The sequence below is a fragment of the Brenneria rubrifaciens genome (genome assembly GCF_005484945.1).
Lineage (GTDB): Bacteria > Pseudomonadota > Gammaproteobacteria > Enterobacterales > Enterobacteriaceae > Brenneria > Brenneria rubrifaciens.
Genome location: NZ_CP034035.1, coordinates 3096340 through 3112656 on the forward strand (window position 1 = coordinate 3096340; position 16317 = coordinate 3112656).

General features: G+C 51.3%; 15 protein-coding genes. 9 read left to right on the plus strand and 6 right to left on the minus strand.

Features of this window, described 5'->3' with window-relative positions:
- Window positions 1-6: 6 nt before the first annotated feature.
- Together aceE and pdhR are read right to left on the minus strand one after the other, a co-directional pair.
- Window positions 7-2670 (minus strand): pyruvate dehydrogenase (acetyl-transferring), homodimeric type, encoded by a 2664-nt coding sequence (gene aceE / locus EH207_RS14030; RefSeq protein WP_137714547.1) that lies wholly within the window; start codon window positions 2668-2670, stop codon window positions 7-9.
- A gap of 175 nt (window positions 2671-2845) precedes the next feature.
- Entirely contained in the window at window positions 2846-3610 is a 765-nt protein-coding gene (gene pdhR / locus EH207_RS14035; RefSeq protein ID WP_137714548.1) for a pyruvate dehydrogenase complex transcriptional repressor PdhR, read from the minus strand.
- 645 nt (window positions 3611-4255) lie between these two features.
- Here pdhR and EH207_RS14040 point away from each other — a divergent pair.
- On the plus strand, window positions 4256-5614 hold the full coding sequence (locus EH207_RS14040) for an amino acid permease (RefSeq protein WP_137714549.1): 1359 nt from the start codon (window positions 4256-4258) through the stop codon (window positions 5612-5614).
- 84 nt (window positions 5615-5698) lie between these two features.
- On the opposite strand, the gene ampE is transcribed toward EH207_RS14040, so the two are convergent.
- Together ampE and ampD are read right to left on the minus strand one after the other, a co-directional pair.
- A complete protein-coding gene (gene ampE / locus EH207_RS14045) occupies window positions 5699-6553 on the minus strand; it encodes a beta-lactamase regulator AmpE (protein WP_137714550.1) in 855 nt (284 codons plus the stop codon).
- Window positions 6550-7125 carry a 1,6-anhydro-N-acetylmuramyl-L-alanine amidase AmpD gene (ampD, locus tag EH207_RS14050; protein WP_137714551.1) on the minus strand — a complete coding sequence of 192 codons (576 nt, stop codon included), beginning with the start codon at window positions 7123-7125 and terminating at the stop codon, window positions 6550-6552. Before ampD ends, ampE begins: the two co-directional genes overlap by 4 nt.
- 428 nt (window positions 7126-7553) lie before the next feature.
- On the opposite strand from ampD, the gene EH207_RS14055 reads away from it, so the two are divergent.
- The 5 genes from EH207_RS14055 (at window position 7554) to hofC (ending at window position 12863) form a co-directional block, all read left to right on the plus strand.
- Entirely contained in the window at window positions 7554-8417 is an 864-nt protein-coding gene (locus EH207_RS14055; RefSeq protein WP_137714552.1) for a nucleoside-specific channel-forming protein Tsx, read from the plus strand.
- A gap of 225 nt (window positions 8418-8642) precedes the next feature.
- Window positions 8643-9533: a carboxylating nicotinate-nucleotide diphosphorylase gene (gene nadC / locus EH207_RS14060; RefSeq protein ID WP_137714553.1), complete on the plus strand. Its 891-nt coding sequence runs from the start codon at window positions 8643-8645 to the stop codon at window positions 9531-9533.
- A gap of 233 nt (window positions 9534-9766) precedes the next feature.
- Window positions 9767-10213, plus strand: a complete 447-nt coding sequence (gene ppdD / locus EH207_RS14065) for a prepilin peptidase-dependent pilin (protein ID WP_137714554.1) — start codon at window positions 9767-9769, stop codon at window positions 10211-10213.
- Window positions 10214-10215: 2 nt separating this feature from the next.
- Entirely contained in the window at window positions 10216-11661 is a 1446-nt protein-coding gene (gspE, locus tag EH207_RS14070) for a type II secretion system protein GspE (protein ID WP_137714555.1), read from the plus strand.
- A complete protein-coding gene (gene hofC, locus EH207_RS14075; protein ID WP_137714556.1) occupies window positions 11658-12863 on the plus strand; it encodes a protein transport protein HofC in 1206 nt (401 codons plus the stop codon). The genes gspE and hofC overlap by 4 nt, the downstream gene beginning before the upstream one ends.
- Before the next feature lie 26 nt (window positions 12864-12889).
- On the opposite strand, the gene EH207_RS14080 is transcribed toward hofC, so the two are convergent.
- Window positions 12890-13933, minus strand: coding sequence for a GMP reductase (locus EH207_RS14080; protein ID WP_137714557.1), 1044 nt, complete (start codon window positions 13931-13933; stop codon window positions 12890-12892).
- 248 nt (window positions 13934-14181) lie between these two features.
- Between EH207_RS14080 and coaE the strand changes: the two genes are divergently transcribed.
- From coaE to yacG, 3 genes are all read left to right on the plus strand, one after another.
- Window positions 14182-14808, plus strand: coding sequence for a dephospho-CoA kinase (gene coaE, locus EH207_RS14085; protein WP_137714558.1), 627 nt, complete (start codon window positions 14182-14184; stop codon window positions 14806-14808).
- Window positions 14801-15553 (plus strand): cell division protein ZapD, encoded by a 753-nt coding sequence (gene zapD, locus EH207_RS14090; protein ID WP_137714559.1) that lies wholly within the window; start codon window positions 14801-14803, stop codon window positions 15551-15553. Before coaE ends, zapD begins: the two co-directional genes overlap by 8 nt.
- A 68-nt stretch (window positions 15554-15621) precedes the next feature.
- Complete coding sequence (gene yacG, locus EH207_RS14095) at window positions 15622-15822, plus strand: DNA gyrase inhibitor YacG (protein WP_137714560.1); 201 nt, start codon at window positions 15622-15624, stop codon at window positions 15820-15822.
- Between the two features lie 52 nt (window positions 15823-15874).
- Here yacG and mutT read toward each other — a convergent pair whose 3' ends face one another.
- Complete coding sequence (gene mutT / locus EH207_RS14100; RefSeq protein WP_137715363.1) at window positions 15875-16270, minus strand: 8-oxo-dGTP diphosphatase MutT; 396 nt, start codon at window positions 16268-16270, stop codon at window positions 15875-15877.
- Between the last annotated feature and the right edge of the window lie 47 nt (window positions 16271-16317).

Sequence of the window (16317 nt, forward strand, 5' to 3'; positions counted from 1 at the left end):
TACCTCTTATGCCAGACGCGGGTTGACTTTATCTGCATCGATATCGAATTTGACGATGGCGTCAGAAACCACTTTCTTATCGATTTCACCGCGTTTAGCCAATTCACCCAGTGCCGCAACCACGACGTACGACGCATCCACTTCAAAATGGTGACGCAGGTTTTCACGGCTGTCGGAACGGCCGAAACCGTCAGTACCCAGTACGCGATAGTCGCTAGCCGGGATGAATTTACGGATCTGCTCGGCAAACAGCTTCATGTAGTCGGTCGACGCGACCGCTGGCGCATCGCTCATCACTTGAGCCGCATAAGGAACACGTGGTTCTTCGGTCGGGTGCAGCATGTTCCAGCGTTCACAATCCTGACCATCACGAGCCAGTTCAGTGAAGGAGGTGACGCTGAAGACATCAGAGCCAATGCCGTAGTCTTTCGCCAGAATCTGCGCCGCTTCACGCACATGACGCAGAATAGAACCGGAGCCCAACAACTGAACTTTACCTTTGCTGCCTTCAACCGTTTCCAGCTTATAAATACCTTTACGGATACCTTCTTCCGCACCCTGCGGCATCGCGGGCATGTGATAGTTTTCGTTCAGCGTGGTGATGTAGTAATAAATGTTTTCCTGCGCTTCGCCATACATACGATGCAGACCGTCGTGCATGATGACAGCCACTTCGTAAGCATAGGCCGGATCGTAGGAAATACAGTTCGGGATAGTCAGAGACTGAATGTGGCTGTGGCCGTCTTCGTGCTGCAAGCCTTCACCGTTCAGCGTGGTACGACCGGAAGTCCCGCCGATCAGGAAGCCGCGGGCCTGTTGGTCACCGGCTGCCCAACACAGATCGCCAATACGCTGGAAACCGAACATGGAGTAGTAGATGTAGAACGGGATCATCGGCAGATCGTTGGTGCTATATGACGTCGCCGCTGCCAGCCAGGACGAACCTGCGCCCAGTTCGTTAATCCCTTCCTGTAGGATCTGACCTTTTTTATCTTCTTTATAGTAAGCAACCTGCTCACGGTCCTGCGGGGTGTACTGCTGACCGTTCGGGCTGTAAATACCAATCTGACGGAACAGACCTTCCATACCGAAGGTACGTGCTTCATCGGCGATGATTGGAACCAGACGATCCTTGATCGACTTGTTCTTCAACATCACGTTCAGGGCGCGCACGAAAGCGATAGTGGTGGAAATTTCTTTGTTCTGTTCTTCCAGCAGCGTGCTGAAATCTTCCAGCGTCGGCAGTTCCAGTTTTTCACTGAAGTTCGGCTGACGGCTTGGCAGATAACCTTCCAGCGCCTGACGACGCTCGTGCAGGTATTTGTATTCCGCAGAATCTTTGTCGAAAGTGATATACGGCAGTTTTTCGATGTTTTCATCGCTGACCGGCACATTGAAACGATCGCGGAAGTAACGCACGCCGTCCATATTGATTTTCTTAACCTGGTGAGCGATGTTCTTCCCTTCGGCAGCCTCGCCCATACCATAGCCTTTAATGGTATGCGCCAGAATAACAATCGGTTTACCTTTGGTTTCCTGCGCTTTTTTCAGTGCGGCGTAAACTTTCTTCGGATCGTGACCGCCACGATTCAACGACCAAATCTGATCGTCGGTCCAGTCTTTGACCAGTTCAGCCGTTTCCGGGTATTTACCGAAGAAGTGCTCACGAACATAGGCGCCGCTTTTGGATTTGAAGGTCTGGTAGTCACCATCAACGGTTTCGTTCATCAGTTGGATCAGTTTACCGCTGGTATCTTTACGCAGCAGTTCGTCCCAGCGTCCCCCCCAGATAACCTTGATCACTTCCCAGCCGGCGCCGCCGAAGATGCCTTCCAACTCGTTAATGATTTTACCATTCCCCGTAACCGGTCCATCCAGACGTTGCAGGTTACAGTTAATAACGAAGACCAGGTTATCCAGTTTTTCACGGGTCGCGATGGTGATAGCACCTTTGGATTCCGGCTCGTCCATTTCACCGTCACCCAGGAAAGCGTAAACGGTTTGTTTGGATGTATCTTTCAGACCACGGTGTTCCAGATATTTCAGGAATTTAGCCTGATAGATCGCGCCGATCGGCCCCAGTCCCATAGAAACGGTCGGGAACTGCCAGAAGTTCGGCATCAGTTTGGGATGCGGGTAAGAAGACAAACCTTTACCGTGAACTTCCTGACGGAAGTTGTTCATCTGTTCTTCAGTCAAACGCCCTTCAAGGAATGCGCGGGCATAGACGCCAGGGGAAATGTGGCCCTGGAAATAAACCAGGTCGCCGCCGTCTTGCGCATTACGCGCACGGAAGAAATGGTTGAAACACACTTCATAGAAAGTCGCGGAGGACTGGAAAGACGCCATGTGGCCGCCCAGATCCAGATCCTTTTTCGAAGCACGCAGCACTGTCATGACCGCGTTCCAGCGAATAGCGGAGCGAATACGACTTTCAAGATCCAGATTACCTGGGTATTCCGGCTCGTCTTCCACTGCGATGGTGTTGACGTATTGGCGCGCGGCACTGCCAGCAGCAACGCTCACCCCACCTTTACGCGCTTCACTCAGTACCTGATCAATCAGATACTGCGCGCGCTCAACACCCTCTTCACGGATGACCGATTCGATAGCCTGCAACCAGTCGCGGGTTTCGATCGGATCCACGTCATTATTTAAACGATCTGACATGGTTATTCCTTATCTTCTCTAATAAGTTGGTTTATTGGAGCCTGTCTTCCTGTGCTCGGGTTTATCAGTTAAAGCACACGAAGACAGGCTCATCGTCAAAGTTACCGCATTCAGAGTCCATAACATCCCCGTCGGCCTTCAAGTTGCATCTCGAAATCCATTAGGGTTAGGACACTCAATCCTTACGTTGCTGGAGCCGGCGTAATGACCTTTCCTGTCGGCTATTTTCCCGGTTGAGATCCAGCAGTACCTCCTCAATAAACGCCAGATGGCGGTGCGACGCTTCGCGGGCCTTTTCCGGTTCGCGAGCGACAATCGCCTCAAAAATTCCAGCGCGATGAATGCTTACCTGCGTCAGTACTTCACGACTTAGATAAAGCAATTCAAAATTCTGTCTTACGTTTTGTTCCAGCATCGGTCCCATACAGCGCATCAGGTGCAGCAACACCACGTTATGCGTGGCCTCGGTGATTGCAACCTGATACTTCATGACCGCTTCCGATTCCGCGTTCAAATTCCCCGCTTCTCTGGCTTGCTGAATCACCGCATGGCAATCCCGGATGCGTTGCAAATCCGACTCGGTTCCGCGTAACGCGGCGTAATACGCAGCGATACCTTCCAACGCGTGGCGGGTTTCCAGCAGATCGTAATGTGATTCGGGATGGGTATTCAGTAATTCTGTCAGCGGATCGCTGATGCTTTGCCATAGATTGGTTTGAACGAAAGTTCCCCCCCCCTGACGGCGCAAAAGTAACCCTTTGGCTTCCAGGCGTTGAATGGCTTCTCTGAGAGAAGGGCGGGAGACGTCGAACCGTTTCGCCAGCTCGCGCTCTGGGGGGAGCTTCTCGCCGGGACGCAAGGTTCCCTCAAGGATCAGAAACTCCAATTGCTGCTCAATCACATCCGACAGCTTGGGCTGACGGATCTTGCTGTATGCCATGGTGGATTCTTCTCTGCGAACGGCGCGGAGTCAATTGGTAATACCAATTTAAAAAACGTGACGCTAAAGTAACAAAGTATTCACCTTATGTCCATAAGGACGTTGAGCAAAACCACCAATTCCACCAGATTTTAACAAACGCATGCGAAATATTAGGCAACGTAATAATACGCTTGTGGGGTATCACCTTGATCCCCCTAATTAATATTTAACTTTTATGAAACATGAGGCAGAAATTGTTAATCAATTAAACCATGATACTGGTGAATTAAAATGCAAAGATATTGAATATTAATTCATTTAGTCTCGTGGTAAACCCACCTTTTGACACGCTATTTCTCTGCCTCTGGTAAAAGGGAATAACAACCAGAATTGTCGATGAATCAGACACGAAAACGCGTTCAAAACGCTGTTGGCCATAACGATGAACAGAACCTTAATGCGGCGGTGATTTTATTTGTTTCTGAGCAAGAAATCAGTGCAATCTGGTGGGCTTATCATTATTCTCTGACAAACGGTAGAGGTCTCAGGATATTAGCCTGCGCTTTACCGTAAAAATAAAATTACGCAAACGTAAAAGAGTTAATACAACTGTGCTTGTGGCGTCAGTCTTTATTTACTCATAATGGCAGAGGGTGAAATTTGATGGATGATCAACATCAGGACGGCGCGCTAAAGCGTGGCTTAAAAAACCGTCATATCCAGTTGATTGCCTTAGGTGGCGCGGTAGGTACTGGTTTGTTTCTCGGTATCGCCCAGACCATCAAAATGGCTGGACCGTCGGTAATTTTGGGGTACGCGATCGGCGGGCTGATTGCTTTTCTTATCATGCGTCAGCTTGGCGAAATGGTGGTGGAAGAGCCGGTAGCAGGTTCTTTTAGCCACTTTGCCTATAAATACTGGGGTGATTTTGCCGGGTTCGCCTCTGGCTGGAACTATTGGGTTTTGTACGTTCTGGTGGCAATGGCCGAATTGAGCGCCGTGGGTATTTACGTGCAATATTGGTGGCCTGATATCCCAACCTGGGTTTCCGCCGCCGTTTTCTTTTTGGTGATTAACGCCATTAATCTGGCGAACGTCAAAATTTACGGTGAAATGGAATTCTGGTTTGCCATCATCAAAGTGGCGGCCATTATCGGTATGATCGCATTCGGCGGTTGGCTGTTACTCAGCGGCACCGGCGGCCCGGAAGCAACGATCACCAACCTGTGGGCGCAGGGCGGATTTTTCCCGAACGGCGTTTCGGGGCTGGTCATGGCGATGGCCGTCATCATGTTCTCGTTTGGCGGTTTGGAACTGGTCGGAATTACCGCGGCCGAAGCCGACGAACCGGAAAAAAGCATTCCGCGCGCCACCAATCAGGTTATCTACCGTATCCTGATTTTCTATATTGGCTCCCTGACTATCCTGCTGTCACTCTACCCGTGGGGTAAAGTGGTTGAAGGCGGCAGTCCGTTTGTGATGATTTTCCATGAACTGAACAGCAACGTGGTGGCTACCGTGCTGAACATCGTGGTACTGACTGCGGCTTTATCGGTCTACAATAGCTGCGTTTATTGTAATAGCCGCATGCTGTTCGGCCTGGCGAAACAAGGCAACGGCCCGAAAGCGCTGCAAAACATTGACCGACGCGGCGTGCCGGTCGCGGCGCTCGGCGTATCGGCGCTGGCAACGGCGCTTTGCGTGCTGATCAATTACCTGATACCAGGCAAGGCCTTTGGGCTACTGATGGCGCTGGTGGTTTCCGCTCTGGTTATCAACTGGGCGATGATCAGTCTGGCGCACTTGAAGTTCCGGGCGCAGAAAGATAAAGAAGGAACGGTGACCAAGTTCAAAGCCCTGCTTTATCCGCTGGGCAACTATATCTGTCTGCTCTTTCTGGCGGGTATTCTGGTCATTATGTATCTGACGCCAAGCATCCAGATTTCAGTCCTGTTGATTCCGGTCTGGCTAATTATCCTGGGTATCGGTTACTTCTTTAAACAGAAAAAACAGCGTCGTTAAGGTTTCATCCGACGGACAGACAAATGGCCGAGGATATCGGCCATTTTTCATTTAGCAGGCTTGTTATCCGACCGCCGATGCGACTTAGACCAGCGCCCCATAAATCGTCAGCAACGCCACCACCACCACCAGCGCTAAGGTGACTTTTTTCGCCAACATCACGGCAGCCTTCGGCGCCTCAACCGGATCAATATGCGGTTCACGCGCCAGAGAAAACTGCGCCAGTTGAGTTAACACCCAGTATTGAGCATTACGGGTGTCGCACAATGAAGCAAACCAGGCCGGTAGCGCTTTCTCACCGTGTCCCAGCAGTGCGTAAGCCACGCCAGCCAGACGCACCGGAATCCAGTCAAGCCAGTGCAGTAATGAATCGACCCCGGACTGCGCACGCGCCAGCGGCGTATGATGGCGCGCCAGCCAAGTTTGCCGGGCGCGTAAAAAAGCATAACCTGCCAGCGCCGCCGGACCATAAGGGCCCGCCGCCGCAAACCAGAACAGCGGCGCCAGATAGAAACGGAAGTTAATCCATATCAACGCATTCTGTAATTCTTTCAGGCGTTCACCTTCCCCCGTCCCCACCGGCAAGCCGTGAATCAACGCCAACTCTTCCGCCAATTCCTGACTCGCACCGTTTTCACCACGTAGCGCCGACTGGAGATAACGACGATAATGCCGACGGATCTCGCCAGCGCCAATACACATCAGGCTGATGACAACCCACAGTAACAGTAGAACAAGACCAAACAGCACGCCGCTCGCCAGCCAGAGCAAGACGGCCACCCCCCCCATACAGCACAAGGTCAGGAACAGGGTCTGAAATAAAGAAGGAGAAGGCAAACGGCGAAACACCACTTCAAGACGGTGATCGATCTGCCAATGTTCGCCATGTTTGAATAAACGCTCCCACGCCAGGACCAGCAACAATGTAAATAACGTCATCGTTTTATACTCCCTTCGTTTTCTCGCTGGCCTTCCAGAATCAGGCGATGATATTGGTCCCAATCAAAGGCAGGGCCCGGATCGGTTTTACGTCCTGGCGCGATATGGCTGTGTCCGGTGATTCTTGATGGTGTAATCGGGTAAGCGTCGAGCAATAGCCGCGTTATCGCTGTCAGCTGAAGATATTGCTCTGCAGTAAAAGGTAGCGTATCCGTTCCTTCCAATTCGATGCCGATTGAAAAATCGTTACACCGCTCACGACCTTCAAAACAGGAAACGCCCGCGTGCCAGGCACGCTGGTCAAAAGAAACATACTGAATTACTTCCCCGTCCCGACGAATCAGGCAATGAGCGGCAACATGCAAATGTGCGATAGCGGCAAAATAGGGATGAGCGGTGGGATCAAGCGTAGCGGTAAATAACTGATCGATATAGGGTCCACCAAATTCACCCGGTGGCAGGCTGATGCTGTGGATCACCAGCAAGGAAGGCGCTTCATTTTCCGGGCGGTTATCGCAGTGCGGTGACGCAATGTGTTTTATTCCAGATAACCAGCCATTTTCCAAAAGCATCGGCGATAACCTCGCATCATGTCGTTTGCCGGGCTGAATAAGGTGCGGTGAATTGGATCTGCGTTTAACAAAAATGCCGTAGTCGATAGCCTATCATGTTTCTAACATCATACCTAACCAACTGGATACAAAAAGGTTTTATTGTTTCTTTACCTGCTATGCGATATCCGCCATCCTCTTAAAGAGCGAAAACCATCCAGATCTCACTCGTGGACAAATAATATTGTTCGAAAATTCACCACCTTTAATTTGTGATGCAGATCACAATATGATTGCAATATTATGAATATATGAACCAGCCTCCATGTATCGAATCAATTTTTATTTAAAATAACCCGCGAGAATCATCTCCTGTTTTTCAGATATTACAAAAACTTATTTCAAAACATAAGACACCACAAGGTTTCGCTAACTACACGGTAATTGACATGAAAAAAACACTCACCGCAGCTGCTTTAATCACGTTGTCTTATAGTGTGCCAACGCTCGCTGACAGTAATAAAACAGCCTATCTTTCCGACTGGTGGCACCAGAGTGTCAATGTAGTGGGCAGTTACCACACGCGCTTCGGGCCGCAGTTGAACAATGATGTATACCTGGAATATGAGGCATTTGCCCGCAAAGACTGGTTCGATTTTTATGGCTATGCCGACGTGCCGAAATTTTTCGGCGTGGGAAATTCAAACGATCGCGGCGCCTGGGACGATGGCTCACCGCTGTTCGTGGAAATTGAACCGCGCTTTTCCATTGATAAGCTGACAGGCGCCGACCTCGGCGTCGGCCCGTTCAAAGAGTGGTATGTCGCCAACAATATCATTTACGATCACGGGCGAAGCAGTGATTCACGGCAAAGCACTTGGTACATGGGACTGGGCACGGATATCGATACCGGCACGGACTTATCGCTTTCCGCCAATATCTATGCCAAATACCAATGGAAGAACTATGGGGCGGGCAATGAGAACGAATGGGACGGCTACCGCGCTAAAATTAAATACTTCTATCCTTTAGGGACGCTGTGGGGCGGTAACCTCACTTATATCGGTTTCACTAACTTTGACTTCGGTTCTGACCTGCGCAATCAGGACGGACGTTCTCGTACCGGTAACGCCATTGCCTCCAGCCATATTCTGGCACTGGGTTATGACCGCTGGCATTATTCCGTCGTCGCCCGCTACTTCCATAATGGCGGACAATGGGCGGATGGCGCCGAACTTAACTTCGGTCAGGGACCATTTGAAGTGAAATCCACAGGCTGGGGCTACTATCTGGTCGTAGGTTATAATTTCTAGTCTTTTCAATCTGATAAATTAAAAACGGGGCGGAGCGATTTATCAAAACGCCTTGCCCCGCCGCCCGCATTTAAACTTTCCCCCGCTCGGTGACAGTGCGCCCTCAATTTCCGATAAATCATCAAAAACAGAATAACCAACTGAATTATAAAGAGTATTCATTCTGGATGTCTGCCTGTAAACAAGGTAGCATATCGTCCCGAATCCCCCTTCGGAGTTTTTGTGATGCCAACTCGTCGTTACAGTCAGGAACAGCGCCAAACCGATCTGCTCGCGCGTATTACGCGTGATATCCCCGCCAGCGTTCATCTGGCCTTAAGTGAAGATTTGGGCGGCGTCGTTGATGCCGCCCAGGATATTACCGCCCATTTACTTCCGGACGAAACCCAGGCGCACGCGCGCATTATCACCCGTGAGGCCGGTATTTTCTGTGGCAAACGCTGGCTTGAGGAAGTATTTTCCCAGCTCGGAGGGACCACGTCCATAACCTGGCATGTCGCCGACGGTGACGCCATTACGCCCAACCAAACACTGTGTGAAATAACAGGCCCGGCCAAACAGCTTCTGACCGGGGAACGTACCGCCCTGAACTTCCTGCAAACACTTTCCGGCGTCGCCACCGAAGTCAGCCATTATGCGTCTTTACTACAGGGAACCCGCACCCGCCTGCTTGATACCCGCAAGACCTTACCTGGGCTGCGAACGGCGCTAAAATACGCCGTTGTATGCGGGGGCGGCGATAATCATCGCTTAGGGTTATCTGACGCATTCCTGATCAAAGAAAACCATATCATTGCCGCAGGCTCCATCAGGCAAGCGGTGGAGAAAGCCCGCTTGTTGCGTGGTGATGTGCCGGTAGAAGTCGAGGTCGAATCGCTTGACGAGTTGCAACAAGCGTTGGATGCAGGCGCGGATATCATCATGCTGGATAACTTCAGTCTGGAGAAGATCCGCGAAGCGGTCACGATCGCGCAAGGCCAAGCGCTTCTGGAAATATCCGGCAATGTCACCCTTGAGACATTACGCGGATACGCCGAAACCGGCGTGGACTATATCTCTGTCGGCGCACTGACCAAACACGTCCGGGCGCTGGACTTATCCATGCGTTTCCTCTAAGCCCGCTTTTCTGCCTCTCTTTTGTCCGGTATCCATCAGGCTACCGGGCCCATCACCCCGACATTTCCCATACCTGCCCGCCAAAATTTGCGCATCGGCTCGTAAAAATCGCTCGCCAGACAGCAAACCCAAAAATCTTTTTCATCGCGCCTTCCGGTTTGAAGCATGCCTTGTCGCCAGCACTTGCTCAGTTTTCTATCCTGCCGCCACAGACAACGGCAGGGAAAGCAAAAATGAAGCAACAACGGGGATTTACGCTGGTTGAGTTGATGGTCGTCATTGCGATTGTCGCCATCCTCAGCGCCACTGGCGTACCGGCTTATCGGGGATATCTGCAAAAAGCCGCCATGACCGACATGCTGCAACTTATGGCGTCCTATAAAACGGCGGTTGATTTGTGTGGTCTGGAAAATACGGCGTTTTCAAGCTGCAATGCGGGCAATCAGGGCATACCCGATAGCAGAACCTCACGCTACGTCAGTGAAGTCACGGTAAATCAAGGCATCATCACCTTAACCGGGCAATCCACCTTACAAGGGCTGCGCGTCATACTCACTCCCGAATGGGATACGGTGACCAGCACTTCGCGCTGGACAAAAAACTGCGCCACGGACGGTAAGGCTGAAAGCCTACAGTCAGCGTGTCAGGATGTTTTCCGCTTTGATAATACGGCAGGTTGATCATGGTAGACGCCGAGCATCTGACGGACGAATTACAATTGCTGTGCCGTCGCTATCATGCCCTCTTGCTGGCGCTGGATGAACAGACCATCTCCATTGCGGTCTGCGCCCCTCCCCCAGCGGAGATGATCGCCGCCCTGCGTTTTGCGGGTAACCGCAGAATTTTGGTCGAGCAATGGCCGCGGGCTAAAATGGAGCAACTGCTTAATCCGGCCAAAGCCATTGCCGAGCCCGCGGTGGCATACCCCACCCAATCGGATAGCCCAGTCAGTGACGACGATCCCCCGGTAGTCCGGTTTATTGACCAGACCTTACGTCTGGCCGTTCAGCGCCGGGCCTCGGATATTCATTTTGAACCTTTGCTGACTGGCTACCGCATTCGGCTGCGTATTGACGGCGTGTTACAGGAAATATCAGCGCCGCCTGCGGAACTGACGGCGCGGCTTGGCGCACGGCTGAAAATCATGGGAAATCTGAATATCGCTGAACGCCGTTTACCTCAGGATGGGCAATTCAGTCTGATACTGGATCAGCAGCGTTACTCATTGCGCATCGCCACGCTGCCGGTACAGCAGGGTGAAAAAGTGGTGCTGCGTATTTTACATATCGATCGACAGGAATGGATGTTGGAGAAATTGGGGCTGTCCGACGATGCGCTGGCGCAGTTTATCCAGACGCTCAGCGCTCCGCAGGGGATGATTCTGGTCACAGGGCCGACAGGCAGTGGAAAAACCATGACGCTCTACAGCGCCATTCGGTGGCTGAATAACGTCAGCCGCAACATCTGTAGCGTTGAAGACCCTGTTGAGATCCCCTTGCCCGGGATCAACCAGACGGCGGTCAACCCGAAAGCCTCCCTGGATTTCAGCCGGATACTGCGAGCCCTGCTTCGTCAGGACCCGGATGTCATCATGATTGGCGAAATCCGTGATGCCGAAACCGCGGAAATTGCCGTTAAAGCAGCGCAGACCGGACATCTGGTCATGTCCACCCTGCATACCAATTCCGCAATAGAAACGCTGAGTCGGTTGAGTCATCTCGGCATTCCCGGCTATCTGCTTGCCGCCGCGCTGAAGCTGGTCATTGCGCAGCGTCTGGTCCGCCGTTTATGTCCGCACTGTAAAACTCAGGCAGGAATACTCCGTCATTTTCCTGATGCAATATGGCACGGACCATTGAGTAACTGGCAAGCCCAGGGCTGTAGCCACTGCTTTTCTGGCTACTACGGCCGCGTTGCCATTTACGAATTATTGGTTGTTACACCCGCGTTCCAGCAGGCACTGGCCGGCAACGTCAATGTCAGTCAGTTAGCTGCACTCTCGCGTAAGGCTGGCTTTCCCACACTGTTTGTGACGGGATTATCACTGGTTGATAAAGGCGTTACCTCACTATCCGAAGTGTATCGTGTCGTTGGCGACGGCATTATGGACAAGGTGGAAACACCATGAAACTGACGCGCTTATATCGCTGGCGAGCGATGACTCCCGAAGGGGAACTCGCGCATGGCGAAATGATTGGTTTCCATAGGCAGCAGGCTTATACCTGTCTCATCGCCCGCGGATATCAGCCCTTGTCTCTCAAAACGGAGCAATATTTATCACCGCGTTACTGGAAAAGGGAGCATGTCGGAGAAGTGTTCAAACAGTTGGGGATGTTATTACAGGCAGGACTCCCATTACTGGACGCTCTGAAACTGCTGGCAGAACAACATCAGCGCCCCGGATGGCGCTGCGTTCTCAAAGACATCGGCGACCAGGTCGCGCAGGGTAAGTCGCTGTCTGAGACACTTACCGACTACTCGCACATCTTTCCTGTCGTCTATCGTTCTCTGGTCGCCGTTGGCGAACTCACTGGGAAACTTGATGAATGTTGCCTGCAACTGTCCCACCAGCAGGAAAGACAATGCTATCTACAACGAAAAGTTATTAAAGCACTACGCTATCCTTGCTTCGTGCTAATTGTTGCCACGCTGGTCTGCACCCTGATGTTAACACTGGTATTGCCGGAGTTTGCCAACCTGTATGCGTCATTTGATACCCCGCTTCCCTGGTTTACCCAACGGTTGATTCACCTGGCGGCCTGGGTCGCCGATTACGGTTTGGCGACGCTACTCAGCCTCGCTGCCTTATTACTCATTTATCTCGGCATGCGGCGCAACAGGGTGGCATGGCGGGAAAGGGAACAGGCGTGCTTACTCAAAATACCGGTCATTTCAGACTTGATACGCGGGAAATGCCTGCACCAGACCTTCAAGATATTGGCCATGACGCAATATGCCGGGCTGACCTTACCTGCCGGGCTGGATGCGGCGGGCACGATATCTCATCTCCCCTACCAGTCCGCGGTACAGCGGATACAACAGCAGATCCAGCAGGGCATTACGCTGCACCGCGCAATTCAGCCATTCATCCTGTTGTTTCCTGCGCCCTGCCAGCAACTGATTCGCGTCGGCGAGGAGACGGGGGCGTTGGATATGCTATTTGCACAATTGGCGCAGTGGTATGAAAGAAAGACCGAGCAGCAGGCAGAAAATCTCACTCAAACGCTGGAGCCCCTACTGATGGTGATCGTTGGCGGTATGGTTGGGGCAATCGTGACAGGCATGTATCTGCCTATCTTTCAGTTGGGCAATGTGTTGGCTGGGGGGTGACCGGCCAACATCATCAGTTGGATCTGTCACGCACCGTTGAAAACACGGTTTTCCTGTTCAGCAACGCGGATAAACGTCGTGCGTTTGGTCAGCTCTTTCAAACGTGATGCCCCGACGTAGGTACAGGCCGAGCGCAATCCACCCAGGATGTCGCGCACCGTATTATCCACCGGCCCGCGAAGCGGCAACTTAACGGTTTTACCTTCCGCCGCGCGGTATTCGGCAACGCCGCCTAAGTGTCTTTCCATTGCAGAAGCCGAACTCATGCCATAAAACAGCATCATTCTGTCGCCATTCTCCTCGATAATCGTGCCCTCACATTCATCGTGCCCCGCCAACACTCCGCCCAGCATGACAAAATCAGCACCACCACCAAATGCTTTGGCAACATCTCCCGGAACCGAACAACCGCCGTCGCTAACGATTTGTCCACCCAGTCCGTGCGCGGCATCAGCACATTCAATCACCGCAGATAATTGCGGATAGCCAACCCCGGTTTTGACTCGGGTGGTACAAACCGAACCAGGCCCAATTCCCACTTTCACGATATCCGCACCAGAAAGGAGCAATTCCTCAACCATTTCCCCTGTCACAACGTTGCCCGCACAAATCACCTTACCCGGGAAAGCTTCACGCGCCTTTTGCAGAAAAGTGACAAAGTGCTCGGAATAACCATTCGCCACATCAATACAGATAAATCTCAGTTCTGCCGACAACGCGGCAATTTGCTTTAGTTTGGAAAAATCCGCGTCAGACGTTCCCGTCGAAACCATGACATGACGCAATATCGCCGCCGATGAACGCTGAACAAACTGCGTCCATTGTTCCAGCGAGTAATGTTTGTGAACCGCGGTCAGCACATCAAATGACGCCAGCGTCTCCGCCATGCGAAAAGTACCGACCGTATCCATGTTAGCAGCAATAATCGGCACGCCAGACCAGTCAAACCCGGCGTGGAGAAAGGTAAACCGACGGTCAAGCTCCACTTCAGAGCGGCTTGTGAGGGTGGAACGCTTAGGGCGAATGAGAACGTCTTTAAAGCCTAACTTCAAATCTTCTTCGATACGCATGGGCTTTGAATTCCTGGTTAGTGGCGACGTGGGCAACGAGGTTTTCAGCGACACGGGGCCGAATGATTAATGCCATTTCCAGTAACGTTATCATACGCAGTAATAATCCTTCGGCAAGACTGCGAATTTGCCTTTATTTGGGATAAAATCAATGAAATTTATCTGTATCCAATCGTTCTAAAAATGCAGGAAACCAACGTGTCTGCAACTTGAAAGATGATGGATATATTCATTTCAGAATCGGCGCCATGACATATATTGTAGCTCTGACAGGGGGTATCGGCAGCGGGAAAAGCACCGTTGCCAATGAGTTTGCAAAACTGGGGGTAACCATCATTGACGCAGATGTTATTGCGCGTCAGGTGGTCGAACCCGGCGCGCCTGCGCTGGAAGCGATCAAGCACCGATTCGGCGACAACATCCTGAATGTTGATGGCTCCCTCAATCGCTCTGTGTTGCGTCAACGAATTTTTTCTTCACCAGAGGAAAAACAGTGGCTTAACAACCTGCTGCATCCATTGATTCATGCAGAAACTCAGCGGCAGTTTCAATTATCAACCGGACCGTATCTTCTTTGGGTGATACCATTGTTGATTGAGAACGGCTTGCAACAACAGGCACAGCGTGTTCTGGTAGTGGATGTCAGCCGGGATACGCAGCTCGAACGCACACTGACGCGAGATGAAATCAATCGCCAACAGGTAGAAAACATACTGGCAGCGCAGGTGGACCGAGAGCAACGCCTGACTTATGCCGATGATATTATTGACAATAATAGTAGTCAGAGACAACTTGCTCCACGCGTTGCCGAATTGCATCGCCATTACCTTGAGCTGGCCGCCTCTGCTGCTGACAGGATTACTAAGAATGAGTGACGCTCCTTCAACCATTTTATTTGAATACCCTCTTAACGAAAAGATGCGTACCTGGTTACGAATCGAATCGTTGCTACAACAATTGCATCAAAATTATGCGCTGACCGATATGGGAAGCGCCCTGACGTTCTTTCGTTCCATTTCAGATCTGCTGGATGTGTTGGAGCGTGGAGATGTCCGTACCGAACTGTTAAAAGAGCTGGAACGCCAGCAACAAAAACTGCTGCAATGGAGCGACGTGCCAGGCGTCGATATGGAGCGAATTCACGCCTTGCGGCACCAGCTAAAAGATCTGTCCGCCGTACTGATGGCAGCACCGCGGATGGGACAAATACTGCGAGAGGATCGCCTGATAAGCATGGTTCGCCAGCGACTCAATATTCCTGGCGGATGTTGCAGCTTCGATTTACCGACGCTGCATATCTGGCTCTATCAGCCACAGGATCTGCGTGAACATCTGGTGTCAGGCTGGCTGACCTCATTAGCGCCCTTAAAGAAATCACTGGATATGATACTGGAGCTGATCCGTCATTCCGGCACCTTCCGTCCGCAGATTAGCCAGAATGGTTTCTTTCAGGATAATGCGTCCGATGCCGACCTGTTACGTTTACGCATCGAACTGGCGTTCCAGCTTTACCCACAAATCTCCGGTCATAAAACGCGTTATGCTATTCGCTTCCTCGCTCTTGATAGTGAAAACGGCCAGATCCCTTCTCACTTAACATTCGATTTAGCCTGTTGTTAACGCGACAACGAAGAAAATATCACTATTATAATCAATGAATTATAAGGCATTTGGTCAGGAGAATATAAATGGATAATGAAATTACGACGGTACAGTGTCCGACATGTAAAAAGTCGGTAGTGTGGAATGGACAGAGCGTTTATCGACCATTTTGCAGCAAGCGCTGCCAGCTTATTGATCTCGGAGAATGGGCTGATGAGGAGAAACGTATTCCCAGCAACGATATCGTTTCAGATAATGAAGAGTGGAGCGACGACCAGCAACACTAGTCCATTCAGATACCCCAAGTAAAACGGTATCTGAATTTGCTCTGCCAAACCGCTAGTTCGATTTCAACCAGCGGATCATTTCCGCATTCGCTGGCGGAAATTCGTCTTCACGCAGTTCATCTACGCTCAGCCAGCGAGACGCCTGTCCTTCACGGCCATAGGGTTCACCCTGCCAGCTTTCCACCAGGAAAAAGTGCAGCGTAATAAGGCGCTCTGACGTAGAAAAGGTCTTTTTGTCCAGAGGCGTTGGGTTCGCGGCTTCAATCCCGGTTTCTTCACGTAGCTCACGAATTAATGCCTGCTCAGGCGTTTCTCCCTCTTCTACTTTTCCGCCAGGAAATTCCCACATCCCCGCCATATGAACCCCATCGGGGCGGCGAGCAATAAAAAACCGTTGCTCAGCACTGCGAATGATACCCACCGCAACAGATAACTGTTTTTGCACCATGTAATACTTACCTATCGAGTAAAAGGCGATCTGTGACCGCCTTTTCA